The sequence below is a fragment of the Flavobacterium sp. DSR3-2 genome (genome assembly GCF_049896525.1).
Classification (GTDB): domain Bacteria; phylum Bacteroidota; class Bacteroidia; order Flavobacteriales; family Flavobacteriaceae; genus Flavobacterium.
In genome coordinates, this window is record NZ_JAFCUM010000014.1 from 18,530 (window position 1) to 34,808 (window position 16,279).

14 protein-coding genes are annotated in these 16,279 nt (G+C 34.1%); 5 read left to right on the forward strand and 9 right to left on the reverse strand.

Features of this window, described 5'->3' with window-relative positions; genetic code table 11:
- Positions 1-29: 29 nt before the first annotated feature.
- The 3 genes from rny to ACP7AV_RS14730 all read right to left on the reverse strand — a co-directional run bounded on the left by rny (position 30) and on the right by ACP7AV_RS14730 (position 2,396).
- Positions 30-1,595 carry a ribonuclease Y gene (gene rny, locus ACP7AV_RS14720; RefSeq protein WP_426063525.1) on the reverse strand — a complete coding sequence of 522 codons (1,566 nt, stop codon included), beginning with the start codon at positions 1,593-1,595 and terminating at the stop codon, positions 30-32.
- 208 nt (positions 1,596-1,803) lie between these two features.
- Complete coding sequence (locus ACP7AV_RS14725) at positions 1,804-2,097, reverse strand: cell division protein ZapA (protein WP_091203538.1); 294 nt, start codon at positions 2,095-2,097, stop codon at positions 1,804-1,806.
- A gap of 8 nt (positions 2,098-2,105) precedes the next feature.
- Positions 2,106-2,396 (reverse strand): hypothetical protein, encoded by a 291-nt coding sequence (locus ACP7AV_RS14730; protein ID WP_426063526.1) that lies wholly within the window; start codon positions 2,394-2,396, stop codon positions 2,106-2,108.
- Between the two features lie 174 nt (positions 2,397-2,570).
- Here ACP7AV_RS14730 and ACP7AV_RS14735 point away from each other — a divergent pair, with 174 nt between their 5' ends.
- From ACP7AV_RS14735 to ACP7AV_RS14745, 3 genes are all read left to right on the forward strand, one after another.
- Complete coding sequence (locus ACP7AV_RS14735) at positions 2,571-4,268, forward strand: M23 family metallopeptidase (RefSeq protein ID WP_426092595.1); 1,698 nt, start codon at positions 2,571-2,573, stop codon at positions 4,266-4,268.
- Between the two features lie 12 nt (positions 4,269-4,280).
- Positions 4,281-6,749 (forward strand): TonB-dependent receptor, encoded by a 2,469-nt coding sequence (locus ACP7AV_RS14740; protein ID WP_426092596.1) that lies wholly within the window; start codon positions 4,281-4,283, stop codon positions 6,747-6,749.
- Positions 6,750-6,858: 109 nt separating this feature from the next.
- Entirely contained in the window at positions 6,859-7,581 is a 723-nt protein-coding gene (locus ACP7AV_RS14745; RefSeq protein WP_426092597.1) for a hypothetical protein, read from the forward strand.
- Between the two features lie 11 nt (positions 7,582-7,592).
- On the opposite strand, the gene ACP7AV_RS14750 is transcribed toward ACP7AV_RS14745, so the two are convergent.
- The 5 genes from ACP7AV_RS14750 to ACP7AV_RS14770 form a co-directional block, all read right to left on the reverse strand.
- Positions 7,593-8,294 (reverse strand): hypothetical protein, encoded by a 702-nt coding sequence (locus tag ACP7AV_RS14750; RefSeq protein ID WP_426092598.1) that lies wholly within the window; start codon positions 8,292-8,294, stop codon positions 7,593-7,595.
- 75 nt (positions 8,295-8,369) lie between these two features.
- A complete protein-coding gene (locus ACP7AV_RS14755; protein WP_426092599.1) occupies positions 8,370-10,199 on the reverse strand; it encodes an ABC transporter ATP-binding protein in 1,830 nt (609 codons plus the stop codon).
- Positions 10,199-11,926, reverse strand: a complete 1,728-nt coding sequence (locus ACP7AV_RS14760; RefSeq protein ID WP_426092600.1) for a phospho-sugar mutase — start codon at positions 11,924-11,926, stop codon at positions 10,199-10,201. Before ACP7AV_RS14760 ends, ACP7AV_RS14755 begins: the two co-directional genes overlap by 1 nt.
- A 186-nt stretch (positions 11,927-12,112) precedes the next feature.
- Positions 12,113-13,072, reverse strand: a complete 960-nt coding sequence (locus ACP7AV_RS14765; RefSeq protein WP_426092601.1) for a glycosyltransferase family 2 protein — start codon at positions 13,070-13,072, stop codon at positions 12,113-12,115.
- A gap of 6 nt (positions 13,073-13,078) precedes the next feature.
- Positions 13,079-13,609 (reverse strand): DUF4199 domain-containing protein, encoded by a 531-nt coding sequence (locus tag ACP7AV_RS14770; RefSeq protein WP_426092603.1) that lies wholly within the window; start codon positions 13,607-13,609, stop codon positions 13,079-13,081.
- Between the two features lie 240 nt (positions 13,610-13,849).
- Here ACP7AV_RS14770 and ACP7AV_RS14775 point away from each other — a divergent pair, with 240 nt between their 5' ends.
- Together ACP7AV_RS14775 and ACP7AV_RS14780 are read left to right on the forward strand one after the other, a co-directional pair.
- On the forward strand, positions 13,850-14,101 hold the full coding sequence (locus tag ACP7AV_RS14775) for a type B 50S ribosomal protein L31 (RefSeq protein WP_039109118.1): 252 nt from the start codon (positions 13,850-13,852) through the stop codon (positions 14,099-14,101).
- A gap of 163 nt (positions 14,102-14,264) precedes the next feature.
- Positions 14,265-15,440 carry a GlmU family protein gene (locus ACP7AV_RS14780; protein ID WP_426092604.1) on the forward strand — a complete coding sequence of 392 codons (1,176 nt, stop codon included), beginning with the start codon at positions 14,265-14,267 and terminating at the stop codon, positions 15,438-15,440.
- A 79-nt stretch (positions 15,441-15,519) separates the two neighbouring features.
- Here the strand turns inward: ACP7AV_RS14780 and ACP7AV_RS14785 are convergent, their stop codons facing one another.
- The gene (locus ACP7AV_RS14785) at positions 15,520-16,053 is read right to left on the reverse strand and encodes a murein L,D-transpeptidase catalytic domain-containing protein (protein ID WP_426092605.1); all 534 of its coding nucleotides are present in this window, start codon (positions 16,051-16,053) and stop codon (positions 15,520-15,522) included.
- Between the last annotated feature and the right edge of the window lie 226 nt (positions 16,054-16,279).

Genomic DNA, 16,279 nt, shown 5'->3' on the forward strand with positions numbered 1-16,279 from the left:
GTCTTTCTATTTTGAAGATTGCCTTTATTTTATTTAGCAATATTTACCGCTCTTGTTTCACGTATAACAGTTACTTTGACCTGTCCAGGATAAGTCATTTCTGTTTGTATTTTTTGTGAGATATCAAAAGATAAGCTTGCAGCATTTTCATCCGAAACTTTTTCGCTTTCTACAATTACTCGGAGTTCTCGACCAGCTTGAATAGCATAAGCATTTTTCACACCGCTGAATCCATAAGCCACTTCTTCAAGGTCTTTCAAACGTTGAATGTAAGAATCTAATACTTGTCTTCTCGCTCCCGGTCTCGCTCCAGAAATAGCATCACAAACCTGAATGATTGGTGATAATAATGATTTCATTTCAATTTCATCGTGATGCGCTCCAATAGCGTTACAAACCTCTTCTTTTTCACCGTATTTCTCAGCCCACTGCATTCCTAATAAAGCGTGTGGTAAATCACTTTCGGCGTCTGGAACTTTACCAATATCGTGTAATAAACCCGCTCTTTTAGCCAATTTTACGTTAAGTCCAAGTTCAGCAGCCATAATTCCACAAAGTTTAGAAACTTCACGGGAGTGTTGCAGTAAATTCTGTCCGTAAGAAGAACGGTATTTCATACGTCCTACGACTTTAATCAATTCAGGATGTAATCCGTGAATTCCTAAATCGATAACGGTACGTTTACCAACTTCTATGATTTCATCGTCAATTTGTTTAGCAGTTTTTGCTACTACTTCTTCAATACGAGCCGGGTGAATTCTACCGTCAGTAACTAGTTTATGTAATGCCAATCGTGCAATTTCTCTGCGTACAGGATCAAAACAAGAAAGGATAATCGCTTCCGGTGTGTCATCTACAATAATCTCTACGCCGGTTGCAGCTTCCAGTGCGCGAATATTTCTTCCTTCACGACCAATAATTCTACCTTTTACATCATCTGATTCAATGTTGAATACCGAAACACAGTTTTCTACTGCTTCTTCAGTTCCTACTCGTTGAATGGTATTGATGATGATTTTTTTAGCTTCTTGTTGTGCTGTCAATTTTGCCTCTTCAATAGTATCTTGAATGTGCGACATTGCTTTGCTTTTAGCTTCTGCTTTTAATCCTTCTACCAATTGATCTTTAGCTTCTTCGGCAGATAAACCAGATATAACTTCTAACTGTTGCAATTGACTTTTGTGTAATTTATCAACTTCAACTTGTTTTTTATCTAGATTTTCAATTTTAGTGGCGTATTCTAAAGTTTTAGATTCAAAATCATCATTTACTTTTTTAGCTTTTGATAATTCGTTAGATATTTGAGATTCTTTATCACGAACTCTTTTTTCTATCTCAGCAACTTTTTTATCACGTGATAAAATAACTTGTTCATGCTCTGATTTCAATTCAATAAATTTCTCTTTTGCTTGTAGAATTTTATCTTTTTTAATGTTTTCAGCTTCCAGGTTAGCATCTTTTAAAATGGATGCAGCCTCTTTTTTTGAATTTTTAATTAAGTTTGAAATATTGCTTTTTTCTATCAATTTGGCGATAGCAAAACCTCCCGCAATACCTATAATTCCTGAAATAATAATCGTTAATATGTTGTCCATGTTTGTTAAAATTTATGTATAAAAAAGCCTACATTAGAGTGATTGAATAAACTCGAAAAGACAAGTTTTGAGCTAACTCACTGTTCAAGTTTCCTCGCCGGAGCGTGGCATGCTTTAGTAGTGATGATTTGCTCATTCTAAATTGTTAGTGTTGAGTTTACCAAATATGAACTAATGTAGGCAGTATCTTAGTTTTTGTAAAGAACGTTTATTTGTCGAGATATTGATCTAAAACCGCATTGATTTTTTTTATTCTTTCAATTGTAGCTTCTCCGTCAATGGCATTATCAATTTGTTTTTGTTCTGTTTGTGACGCAAATTGTAAGGCACACATTGCCAAAACATCTTGTTTGTCACGAACAGCGTAATTTTCTTCAAATTGCTTAATCATTTTATCAATCTTTTTCGAAGCGCTTCTAAGACCTTCTTCCTGAGAGAAATCAACCGTTAACGGGTAAACTCTATCTGCGATTGATATTTTAATTTTAAGCTTTTCGTCCATATCTTTTATTAATCGGATAGCTGCGCTATACAGTAATCAATTTCTCGAATTAATGAATTTATTTTAAGCTTTGTATCTCTTTTATTATCGTCACTGCCTAGTAATGAATTTGCGACTTTTAGAGTTTCATACTGCGTTTTTAGCGCTTCAATCTCTTGTGATTGACTTTGTATTATGGATGCAGTTTTTATTAATTCGTTTTTCAAATCTTGATTATTTTTCTCTAAACTTTTCATTTTATTGAAAAGTTTTTCGACTTTATTTTCAAGAGTATCAATAATTTCTGCAATCGCACTCATTATATATCTTATTCATTACATAATCATACAAAGTTAGTATTCCTTTTTAATTTTGCAATATTTTATTATTTTTTTTGCATTAAATTAATTAAATATCAGTTTTACAAATGGTTACGAACTGTTTTTTTTAGTGATGATTTGAATACTTTTTTTATCTTAGCAAAAATGTAAACCATGAGATTTCCTTTGATTTTTTTACTGTTTTGTACGGCTGTTTTTGCGCAAGTTGATTATCCAAAAGAGTATTTCAGATCACCTTTGGATATTCCGATGCAATTATCCGGGAATTTTGGAGAGTTAAGGCCCAATCATTTTCATGCAGGTTTTGATTTGAGAACGCAACAAAAAGAAGGATTAAAAGTATACGCTGTGGCCGATGGTTACGTGTCAAGAATAAAGATATCTACATTTGGTAACGGAAAAACAATTTACGTAAATCATCCGAATGGTTTTACCTCCGTTTATGGGCATTTGAAAATTGCCAACGGTGAAATAGAGAACTACATCAAGAAAACACAATATGCAGAACAATCGTTTGAAATCGAAATGTTTTTTAAGCGCGGTGAAATGGTGGTGAAAAAAGGCGAAATCATTGCTTTTTCTGGAAATACAGGAGCTTCAGAAGGACCACATTTGCATTTTGAATTTCGGGATTCTAAAACTGAGTTTATTATCAATCCGATGCTTTTTGGTTTTAATAAATTTTTAAAAGACACGAAGAAGCCCATCATATCAGGAGTTTATGTGTACCCTTTAGATTCAAAAACCACAGTCAATAATTCAAAGCGAGCTTTATTACTGAATGTCTCGTTGCAAAAAGATGGGACCTATTTATCGGATAAAGTGGTGGCCAATGGCGCAATAGGTTTTGGCATTTCGGCTTATGACAATGATGACGTTTCGTTTAATAATAACGGAGTGTATAAAGTGCAGTCTTTTTATAATGGTAAACCAAACTTCGGATACGAATTTAATACGTATTCATTTGATGATATGCGTTACATCAATGCGCTGATTGATTATTCTCGGTACAAGAAAATGCAACAACGCGTTCAGAAATTATTCATGAAAAGCCCATATAATTTAAGTTTTATTCAAGCCGATGAAAATAAGGGGATTTTACAAGTAACTCCTAATTTAGCATCGCAATATCGTATTGAAGTTTCGGATTTCTTTGGAAATAAAAAAACTATAGCCATTCCAATCAAATATGATGTTCTACCTACTGTAATCCTTAAGGAGTCAATTCAATCTAATTATTTTGTAAAAGCAAACAAAGACAGTAATTTTGCGCTGGCAAACATGTCGGTTTTCTTTCCTGCGGGAACTTTTTATGAAGATTTTGATCTAAATTTTGATGTAAAAAATGACACATTATTTTTACATGAGGATACGGTTCCTGCTCACACTAATTTTACGGTTTCAATTGAAGACGCAAAATCGACTGAAGAGCAAAGACAAAAAATGTTTATCGGCAGAATCGAAGGAAAAAAAATAAATTACAATCCCACCTACAGAAAGGACAACGTTTTCAATACGAAGGTTAAAATTTTAGGTAAATATGCATTGGTTTCGGATATGGTCGCGCCAAAAATAAGCATTGCTATTCCCATAGAAGGAAAATGGATTAGCGAGCAAAAAACAATTCAGCTTTCCATTTACGATGAATTGTCAGGCATAAAATCATACAATGGCTATTTAAACGGAAAATGGGTATTATTCGAATACGATAATAAAACCAGAAAATTAACTCATTATTTCAGTGATGGAATTGTTGCTGATGGTGCCAATGATTTAAAACTTGTGGTGGTGGATAATGTAGGAAATTCGACAGTCTTTGAAACTCGCTTTTTCATAAGCTTAAAAAAATAAAAACCAAATCACTTGAGGACTAATAAATTAATTTTTGTTTTCTTTTTTTGCTTCGCAAGCCTAACTTTATTGGCCCAAACGGCTAGAATAAAAGGAGTTATTTTGGACAAAAACAATCAACCGGTAGAAAACGTAAATGTTTCGTATTCCAATGTTGGCACTCACTCCAATAAAAATGGATTTTATGATCTAAAAGTCCCTGCGAACCAAAAAGTAACGTTAGTTTTTACGCACGTCTCTTTGAAAAAAATTACGATTGCTTTTTCTTTGGATTCCAATGAACAAAAAGAGTTCAACCCAGTGATGAGCGATCAGGAAGAACAAATCGGTGAAGTAATTGTGACATCGAATAACAGAAAATTAATTCAGGGTGTTACTACAATTGAGCCTGAAATGATCCGAAAAATTCCGGGCGCTAATGCTGGTATCGAAAACATTTTGAAAACCTTGCCCGGAGTAAATTCTAACAACGAATTGAGTACGCAGTACGCGGTGCGCGGTGGGAATTACGACGAGAATTTGGTCTATGTAAATGAAATTGAAGTCTATCGCCCGTTTTTGATTCGGTCTGGACAACAAGAAGGATTGAGTTTTACCAATACGGATTTGGTACAAAATATTGATTTCTCGGCGGGTGGTTTTCAGGCGAAGTTTGGAGATAAATTATCCTCTGTTTTAGATATTACTTACAGGAAGCCGGTTAGATTTGGCGCAAGCCTTGAAGCGAGTTTTCTTGGAGGAAGTCTCTCTATTGATGCGGTTTCCAACGATAAAAAGTGGTCTGCAGTAACGGGAGTCAGATACCGTAACAACAGCCTTTTGGTAAAAAGCCAAGAAACGCAAACAAATTTTACGCCATCCTTTGCGGATATTCAAACCAATATAAGCTATCAGTCTTCGGCTAAATGGCAATGGAGTTTTCTGGGGAATATTTCTCAAAATAAATACCAATATCAGCCATTGACGAGACAGACTAATTTTGGAACAATCGATAATCCTATGGCACTGACTGTTTTTTATGAAGGTCAGGAAAAAGATAAATACGATACTTATTTTGGAGCTTTAAAGACAACTTTCAATCTTTCGGATAACTTTACTTTGAAATTTATCGGTTCTGTTTTTCAGACTTTAGAACAAGAATATTTTGATATTTTCGCCCAATACCGTTTAGGCGAAGTGGATTCCAGTATTGGATCAGAAACGTTTGGAGAAGTTGCTTTTACAAGAGGAATTGGTTCTCAGTTGAGTCATGCAAGAAATGATTTGGATGCCTTAATTGTAAATACTGAGATAAAAGGATTCCACGATTGGAAAGAAAACCAATTTGAATGGGGTATAAAATATACACGTGAATCCATTCGTGACAGAATAATAGAGTGGGAGGTAATTGATTCGGCTGGTTTTTCATTGAATCCACCAATTATTGATTTGCCTAAAAATGATCAACCGTATTCGCCTTACACTGGATCGCTTGTTCCGTATCAAAATATCCGGGCAACTAATTTTAATTCTATCAACAGATTTTCAGGCTATGGTCAATGGAGTTTGAAATCGAATATTGGTTCGAGTAAAGTTTGGTATAATGCCGGAGTTCGCATGCACAATTGGGAAGTTATAGGCGCTACTGTAACAGGAAAATCACAGGTTACTTTTAGTCCAAGAGCACAATTTGCGATAAAACCAGATTGGGAGAAAGATTTGGTTTTCAGACTTTCGGGAGGTTTATACCATCAGCCGCCATTTTACAGGGAATTGAGAGATGCCGATGGAATCGTGCAACCCAATACGAAGGCGCAACAATCTGTTCATTTTGTTTTTGGGAATGATTATAGTTTCAAAATGTGGGAACGTCCTTTTAAATTGGTTTCGGAGTTGTATTATAAATCGCTGACAGATGTAAATACGTACACCATTGACAATGTTCGCATTCGTTACGCTGCCAACAATAATGCAACAGCGTACGCGCAAGGATTAGACGTTCGCTTGAATGGGGAATTTGTGCCAGGAACAGAATCTTGGTTTAGTTTTGGTTATTTGAAAACAGAAGAAAACAGCAATGATAAAGGATATATTGCCAGACCTACAGATCAAAGATTAAAATTTGGGCTCTTATTTCAAGATTATATGCCTAATATTCCAAGTATAAAATTGTACCTAAATTTAATTTACAATACTGGATTGCCGGGAGGTTCGCCGTCGTATGCCGATCCTTATCTGTATCAAAACAGGTTGAATGATTACCGTCGTGTGGATTTAGGTTTCTCCAAAGTTTTTATCGATAATACAACCGTAAAAAAGAATACGGGTTGGTTTAAAGATTTTAAAGAGTTGGCGATAGGTTTAGAGATTTTTAATCTTTTTGACAACCAAAATGCCATTACGAATACTTGGGTTCGCGATGTATATTCTAAAAATCAATATGCAATTCCCAATTATATGACCACCAGAGTTTTTAATGTGAAATTGACTGCGAAGTTATAACCGTAAAGAATTACTAAAGTTTAACCCAATTTTAATTCGTTAAATCAAGTATTGAATGCCATTACCATTTTTAAAAATGACTACATTTGAATTATAATAGTACAACAACATGAAAAAATTATCTATCACAATATTAGGAGTTGCATTTTTGCTTTTAGCTAGTTGTAAAGAGGAGGTTGAAAAACCAAAAGTTACCTACGATGGAACAAATAGAGCAAAAGAACTTGCTAAAGCTGATTCAACCCAGATACAAATTGCCGATTTACCACTTCAAATGGAAGGAACGGATTATTTGATTCATCCTGTGGCGGATTTAAGCATTCGTGAAAAAGGGATAAAATCGAGGTATGGTTCTTCCAGTGTTAATGATTTGAGTTTTACCATATCAAATTATGGCGAATTTGAAATTACTGGTTTTCTGCAGAATTTAAAATTTCAAAAAGTTGATTCGGATTCCATCAGGAAATTAACAGACAAACCTGTTTTGATTCAAACAGCTACGTATCTGAAGTCGGTTGCTGATAATACCAATAATCAAATTATGGTATACACGATGGTTGATATGGATACAAATAAAGATGGAAAATTAGATACAAGTGATATTAAAGCATTGTATTTAAGCGAAATAAGCGGCGAGAAATTCACTAAAATATCTTCTGATTTTCAGGAATTAATTGATTGGAAATTGATTGGTTCTAATAATCGTCTGTACTATAGAACGGTTGAGGATACCAATAAAAACGGCGAATTTGATAAGAAAGATGTGGTGAATTATTACTATATCGATTTGTCAAAAAAGGAATGGAAAATAATTGGATATGAGCCGGTTTAGAAACACTGATTTTAAATCAAAATATCACTTTCCAAGTCTGATTTCTCAATCGTGAAATCAAAACCAAGTTGCTTAACTAGTCGAATGACTAGGTTTTTATACCAGTTTTCGGATTTGGGATGAATGTAAATTTTTTCGATTAACTGATTGATGTCTACATTAATTTTTAATCCATCATTTATTTTTATATCGCTTTCGCCAATGTCAGTGATAATGCGTACTTCGCCTTCATATTGAAAACTTTTTCGTTTGAATAAAAAAGGGAAAAACATATCGTCAAACGGAATGTGTTCTTTTTTGTAATCAATATAATTTACTTCCCCAATATATTGCTTGAAATTTATTTCAGGAATAAGCGATTTTTGCAAACGCCCAATTGTAGACTGAATTGCCAAACCTTCACTGTTTTGTGTGAAAATTTGCCACATGGCGAACGATTCATATTCATTGATGTGCCAGCTGCTAATCGCTACTTTTTCCCGATGTGTTTTGTAATAGTTTAAAAAGTCAGGATTGTCAGTCGAAAGCTTTTTTATTTCCTCGAAAGTGGGTTCGCTGAAAGTACCTTCATATTGATCTTCGAATTTATCCGACCGTGACATGAATAATTTGTCGGACATCAATAAATCTAAAAACTTAGATAAGTCCAGGTATTTCCAAACAACAGTATCTGGATCTTCAGGAAGTTTTATGTTTGGATTGGTGATGTACATTTTTCAGACTTAAAGATTTAAAAAATAATATACTTTAAAGATTTTAATGGTCACGAAAAACGGTGTTCTTCATCGTTATTCGAAAGATTGCATAGACACTAATTTATTATACATGCCATTCAATGCAATTAGTTCGTCGTGCTTTCCTTGCTCCACTATTTTTCCTTTTTGCATCACAACAATCAAATCTGCTTTTTGAATTGTAGAAAGGCGGTGCGCAATAACAATGGAAGTTCTGTTTTGCATCATGTTTTCTAATGCTACTTGCACGAACTTTTCGCTTTCAGTATCCAATGCTGATGTCGCTTCATCCAGAATCATTATCGGAGGGTTTTTCAAAACGGCTCTGGCAATGGATAAGCGTTGTTTTTGTCCACCAGAAAGTTTGTTTCCGCTGTCTCCTATGTTCGTGTGAATACCTAACGGTAAATCTTTGACAAATTCATAGGCATTGGCAATTTTCAGCGCTTCAATAATCTCCTCATCTGTAGCGTCTATTTTTCCCAATGCGACATTGGCTTTGATCGTGTCATTAAATAAAATGCTGTCCTGTGTAACCAGGCCCATCAAACCTCGAAGTGATTTTAAACTAAAATCTTTTATGTTTGTTCCGTCAATGGTGATTTCGCCTTCACTTGTGTCATAAAAACGGGTGAGCAAATTAGCAATGGTACTTTTTCCGCTTCCGGATTGCCCGACAAGAGCCACCGTTTGTCCTTTTTTGACTTCAAGCGTAAAGTCCTTTAAAACATTTTCTTTTTCGTATTTAAAATTGATGTTATGGAGGGTTATGTTCGAATCGAAAGTATTTTTTTCTATGGCATTTTCTTTTGAAGTAATTTCATTTTCGACTTCCAAAACCTCAAAAACCCGTTCTGCAGCGGCTAGACCATTTTTCACAGCATAAGATGCTTTAGAAATGGCTTTGGCAGGAGTTAGAATATTGAAGGCCAACGTAAGAAAAACAATAAAAGCGGCACCTTCAAGAGTTTTGTCAATTAACACTAAGTTTCCACCATACCATAACAATGCAGCTATTGTTGTAATTCCTAAAAATTCACTCAATGGCGTTGCCAAATTATTTTTGTCTCCTATGCTATTTGATAAATGCAATAATCGGGTTACCGAACCGTTGAATCTGTTTTTAAAATTAGGTTCTGCATTATAGCTTTTAATCACTTTCAAACCGCCCAAACTTTCATCTACTATTGAAATCAGAAATCCACTTTCTTTTTGTGCCTGTAAGGATTGTGCTCTCAAATTTTTAGCGATTTTTGAAATTATAAATCCCGAAATCGGAATAAAAACTAAAACAAAAAACGTAAGTTCTACGCTTATAAAAAACATGGTGACTATTGCAAACACAATCGTTAATGGTTCTTTAACAATCAGTTCCAGTATCGAAAAAAAAGAATTTTGAACCTCGTTGACATCACCCAGCATTCGCGCCATAATATCTCCTTTTCTTTTTTCTGAATAGTAGGATATTGGTAATTCAATTATTTTGTCATACATTGATTTTCGTAAATCGCGTAACACGCCATTTTTGAGGTGCATGATGTGGTGAGAAGCAAGGTAATTAAACAAATTTTTGAATAAAAAAGTGACGATTACCAAAGAAACGACAAGTAAAAGGGCAAACTGAGGACTGTTATCTTTTGTTAATTCGGTTATTTTAAAATACAAAAGATCAGTTCCGTAATCTTTTATATTTCCGATTCCGGTATATATTGGCTCTTTTTCAATTGTTTTGATTTTTCCAAAAAGTACTTGGAGTACTGGAAGCAGAGTCAACATAGAAATAGTGCTGAACAAGGCATAAAGAACGTTGTATATCACATTCCAAATAATATGAGTTTTGTACGGTTTAGTAAAAGGAATTAATTTTATTAAATTTCTGTCCATTAGTTCAATTGCATTGCAATAATAATATTTTTAATCTTTTCGTTTAAAATGCTTTCTACATCTTTGAAATCTTCAACTGATTCCAATTCTGTATTTACACTGATGTAAAATTTTATTTTAGGTTCCGTTCCGCTTGGTCTGGCGCAAATTTTAGAACCATCTTCCGTGTAGTAAATCAATACGTTTGATTTTGGAATATTCATTTTGGTTTCCTCATCCGTAAGCAAATTTTTCGCTATCGATGATTGGTAATCTTCCAGCATAATCACACGTTGTCCGTTGATTTCTTTCAATGGATTTTCTCTCATGTCAATCATCATCTGATTGATTTCCTGCAAACCATCCATTCCTTTTTTAGTCAATGAAACTAAGTATTCTTTATAAAAACCGTTATCAACATACAGTTGTAGTAATTCTTTGTAAACCGTGCTTCCTTTAGCTTTGGCTTGAGCCGCAAGTTCACAAATCAATAAAGTAGCCGCAACAGCATCTTTATCGCGTACGGCATCACCTACCATGTAACCAAAACTTTCTTCACCACCGCCTATGAATTCCAATTCAGGAAAATCCTTAATCATCTTGGCAATCCATTTGAAACCAGTCAAACCCACTTTGCATTCTACATCGTAGTTTGTAGCTAGTTCCATCATCATAGGAGTAGAAACGATTGTAGAACCTACAAATTGTTTTCCATTGATTTTCCCTGCTTTTTTCCATTGTTCCAATAAAAATGCAGTCATCAAAATCATGGTTTGATTTCCGTTTAGCAATATCATTTTGCCTTCGTTGTTTCTAACGGCAACTCCTAAACGGTCACAGTCAGGATCAGTCCCAATAACAATATCCGAATTTGTTTTATCAGCCAAAGCCAATGCCATTGTCAGTGCTTCTGGCTCCTCTGGATTTGGAGATTTTACAGTTGGGAAATCACCATTCGGCACTCTTTGTTCTTCAACAATATTCACATTCGTGTAACCCGCTTGTGCTAAAGTATCAGGCACTAACGTTATGGAAGTCCCATGCAAAGAGGTGAAAACGATATCCAGATTTTTTTTGGCGTCAGCCGAAGTTCCAAAGCTGGCGTTCTCGATAGTCGATTTGATAAAAGCTTCATCAACTTCGGTATCAATATAATGTATCAAATCTTCATTGGCAGTAAACTTGATTTGATTGTAATTTAAATTCTCGATAACAGAGATGATTCCCTCATCTTCCGGTGGCACAATTTGTCCACCATCTTGCCAGTACACTTTGTATCCGTTATATTCCGGGGGATTGTGAGAAGCAGTTAGAACTATTCCGCATTGACAACCTAAATGTTTCACCGCAAATGACAATTCCGGTGTGGGTCTCAATTCCGAAAACAAATACACTTCAATTCCGTTAGCTGAGAAAACATCCGCAACTAATTTGGCCAAAGTATCGCTATTATGACGACAATCGTAAGCAATAACCGCTTTCAAAGGTTGGTTAGGAAATGCAATATGCAAGTAATCAGAAAGTCCTTGCGTAGTTTTTCCTAGCGTATATTTATTGATGCGATTGTTTCCTACACCCATAACTCCTCGCATTCCACCAGTTCCAAATTCAAGATTTTTATAAAAACGCTCTTCCAGTTCTGTAGCCGAGGTAGTCATCAATTCTTTAATTTCTTCTTGTGTAGCGGTGTCAAATATTGGCGTAAGCCACTCATTTACTGCGTCCAATATATTTTGTTTGATCTCCATGCTATAGTTTTTTAGTTTCTAAATTTGTAATTAAAATTTAAATCCAGTTGTTTTTTTTTAGGAGCTATTTCCTGCTATTCGCTATATCTTTTTCTTTTTTTAAAGAAAAAAAATAAAAAGGATGCCGCTGCTATCAGGGCTAGGCATTGTGCAAACAAGAACTATTATCGTTTCATTTAATTATACCTATAAAAAATTAACTTCACTTGATATTTTATAACGCTCTTCATTATTTTTTGTGCGCAAAATTATTTCGCCAAGAAATCCAGCCAAAAATAATTGTGTTCCCAATACCATTGTGGTAAGCGCAATATAAAACCAAGGATTGTTCGTTACCAGACTGTAGCGCATGTCATTATACATATGGTATAGTTTTGAAATACCAATATATCCGGCAAGCATAACCCCAATAATAAACATTAATGATCCCATGGCGCCGAATAAATGCATCGGCCTTTTTCCAAATCTTGAAAGAAACCAAATAGTTATTAAATCCAGGAAACCGTTAATGAAACGTTCCATCCCAAATTTAGTTTCACCATATTTTCTGGCTTGATGCTGCACTACTTTTTCGCCAATTTTTCCAAAACCGGCATTTTTTGCCAAAACCGGAATGTATCGGTGCATTTCACCCGAAACTTCAATGTTTTTTACCACAATATTTTTGTAGGCTTTCAGTCCACAGTTAAAATCATTCAATTCCACTCCCGATGTTTTTCTCGCCGCCCAATTGAATAATTTAGAAGGCAGGTTTTTCGCCACTACGGAGTCGTAGCGTTTCTTTTTCCATCCGGAAACTAAATCATATTTCCCATTGGTAATCATATCATACAATCCCGGAATTTCCTCTGGGCTGTCTTGCAAGTCAGCATCCATTGTAATTATAACATCACCTTGCGCTTTTGCAAAACCAGCATGCAACGCTTGTGATTTTCCAAAATTTTTCATGAAACGAACGCCTTTTACATGAGGGTTTTCTTGGGCAAATCCTTCTATAATATTCCATGAATTATCGGTGCTTCCATCATCCAGAAAAATGATTTCATACGTATAATTATGAGAATGCATCACTTTGATGATCCAATTATAGAGTTCATTAAGTGATTCCTCTTCATTAAGAAGCGGTATAAGTAGTGATAAATTCATTAATTTTTATTCTTGTGTAGTTTTGCTTTTAAAGAATGCTGCCAAAATTAATCCGAAAATTGAACTAAAAACAATACTAAAAACAGATCCTTTTAGTAATTCTAATGTAGAATAAGGATTATTTTCTTTTAATTTTGCAATAGCTTCATTAATGGCTGATGCTGGTGTGCCAAATTTTTGCATCATATTGACAGTGTATTTAATCATTAATTCACTTAAAGTCTCTTTGGCAGAAGGATCAATGAAATTGAATAAAAGAACATTAAAAAGAGTTGAAATTAAAATACCTATTAGTGTAGCTATAAAGTAAGTCGTAAAAGCATCCTTAAAAGAGAAAACATTGTTCAGCTCTTTTTTTGTTTTCGAAAGTAAAACAATTCCCAATGTAAGATAAACCAAAATACTTAAGACTCCAATCCACCAAGAAGTAAACAAATTTAAATCAATAGCGTAAATTGTTGAAGTGATTAATGCAGAAACAATTCCAATTGTTACTCCAAAGGTTATTCCATTCTTTTTAATAATTTCATTTATCATTGTTGTTGTTTTAGAATTAATCCACAAATATAACAATTCCCAATATATTCGGAGCTAAAAATCACTTTTTACGATTATATAAAAAAAGTGAGACAAAGATTTGATTATTGGAAAAAAATTGTAAATTTGCAGACTCAAAATAATATTGTAAAACAAAAAGTTATAAGGGGTTTATACCTTTTCTGTTATAAGAAAAGCTTCAAGACAAATTATAATTAACAAATAAAAAAGATTAACAAGATGAAAAAAGGAATTCACCCAGAAAATTACAGATTAGTTGCATTTAAAGACATGTCAAATGACGAAGTTTTTATTACTAAATCTACTGCAGATACAAGAGAAACATTAACAGTTGATGGTGTTGAATACCCAGTTGTAAAAATGGAGATCTCTAGAACTTCTCACCCTTTTTACACAGGTAAATCTAAACTTATTGATACTGCAGGACGTATTGATAAATTCAAAACTAAATACGCTAAACACGTTAAATAATTTTAACTTGTTCATAATTATAGTAAAGCCTTTCTTTTCGGAAGGCTTTTTTTATTTTATTTATTTTAAAACTTTGTAACTTTGAAGACGATATAATAAAAAAGAAAGTTGTTTGAACTAGTTTCTTATCAACAAATAACGGAATCAACAAATAAACAATTTTATGAATTACATACTTTTTGACGGACCTTCCAGAAATGCCTTATTGCCTTTTACTTTCACACGTCCTGTTGCAGATATTCTTATTGGTATCATGACGATTCGTCAAAAATGGGAAATGCGTCTGGGTTCTACCACCACCACATTGACAGAGGAATATTTATCGGAGAAATTTCCAATGGTAGAGTTAGAGGTAAATGTAATGATAAATGCTTCCTTTCTTCCTAATGATGTTTTGGTTGAAATGGTTAGTAATCTGGAACCGAATCAGGCAATTTTTAAAGGCGATGAAGTGATTGCTTTTTATACTTTGGAAGAACAGGAAGAAGTAAATTTTGATTCCTATGAAATTTTAGAGTACAACGAGGAATGTTTGACGGTACATAATACTTGGGACATTTTTTCTAAAAATGATGCGGCAATACGAGAAGATTTTGAATACTTGACTGAAGACAGAAGATCGCAGCCTATTCCCAAAAGTGTCAACGTCATCGCTCCCGAAAATATATTTATAGAAGAAGGTGCAAAATTAGAGTTCGTCACTTTAAATGCTTCTACAGGTCCAATATACATAGGTAAAGATTCAGAAATCATGGAAGGTTCGGTAATCAGAGGTCCTTTTGCCTTGTGCGAAAATGCAACTGTAAAAATGGGTGCCAAAGTCTACGGAGCAACAACTGTAGGTCCGCATTCAAGAATTGGAGGCGAAGTCAATAATTCCGTTTTATTTGGTTATTCTAATAAAGGACATGATGGATTTTTAGGGAATTCTGTTCTCGGTGAATGGTGTAACATCGGAGCCGATAGTAACAATTCGAATCTAAAAAACAATTACGAAGAAGTAAAATTGTGGAGCTATGAAACGGAAGGTTTCGCGAAAACAGGTCTTCAGTTTTGCGGTTTGATGATGGGTGACCACAGCAAATGTGGCATTAATACGATGTTCAATACAGGAACAGTAGTGGGAGTAAGCGCAAATATTTTTGGCAGTGGATTTCCGCGCAACTTTGTGCCAAGTTTTTCTTGGGGCGGTGCTTCAGGATTCACGACTTATATCACAAAAAAAGCGTTTGAAACTGCTCGGTTGGTGATGAGCCGCCGAAACGTAGATTTTGATGAAAGAGAATCGGCAATTTTAGAACATGTTTTTGAGGAAACTAAAAAATGGAGAAAAGAATAATTCCTGCATCATATATAAAATAACGTAAGCCTCTTGATTGAGGCTTACGTTATTTTACAGATAAAAATAAATGAACTGATTATTGGTAGGCATACACTAACGAACCATCTTTTATTAAGTCAATCAGAATGTTAGCATTCTGGTCTGGAACAGAAAAGCAACCCAAGCTGAATTTGCTATACATTCTTTTAGACGAATGGACTACAATATTTCTTTTTAAAGCATTCGAATTTTTTTCACTTTCTAGGCCGTTTAATTTTAATGAATAGCCCCACATTCCTTTATACGTTTGTAGAGTTACATAACATCCTAATGAAGTTGCGTTGCTTCCTACATTATTACTAAAAGATTGAGGTTTTAATCCTGTTCCAGAGCCGGATCCATGATCAACATTAGTGGTCAGGAGTATTTTACTGTTTTTTAAATCAATAACGTAAAGTCGGGATTCCTCTATTGATTTTGAAAAATCAATTAGGGTTATGATGTTTTTATTTTTGGCTTTATAGCCCCATTTTGTTTGTATCTCGTTTGCCTTTTTTACAATTTCGTCATTTTCTTGTGCCGTAATAAAATTAAAAGAGCATAAAAGAATTAATAGTAATGTCTTTTTCATAGAGTTCTTTTTAGCGTATTTCCTATAATCTGAATAATTCAAGTGTGTCGTTTTAGTACCAGTTTAGTTTTTTTAACCGTTTGATTATCAAATGTAAAACTATGAAAAAAGAATATTATTGTAAGTCGATTAAATTTTATATTTCAATGTTTTAAAATTTTTATTGTTGTAACTTAATCAATTGGCTTCTTCCTGAATTAATCTATATTTGCATTTTTAAAATCTG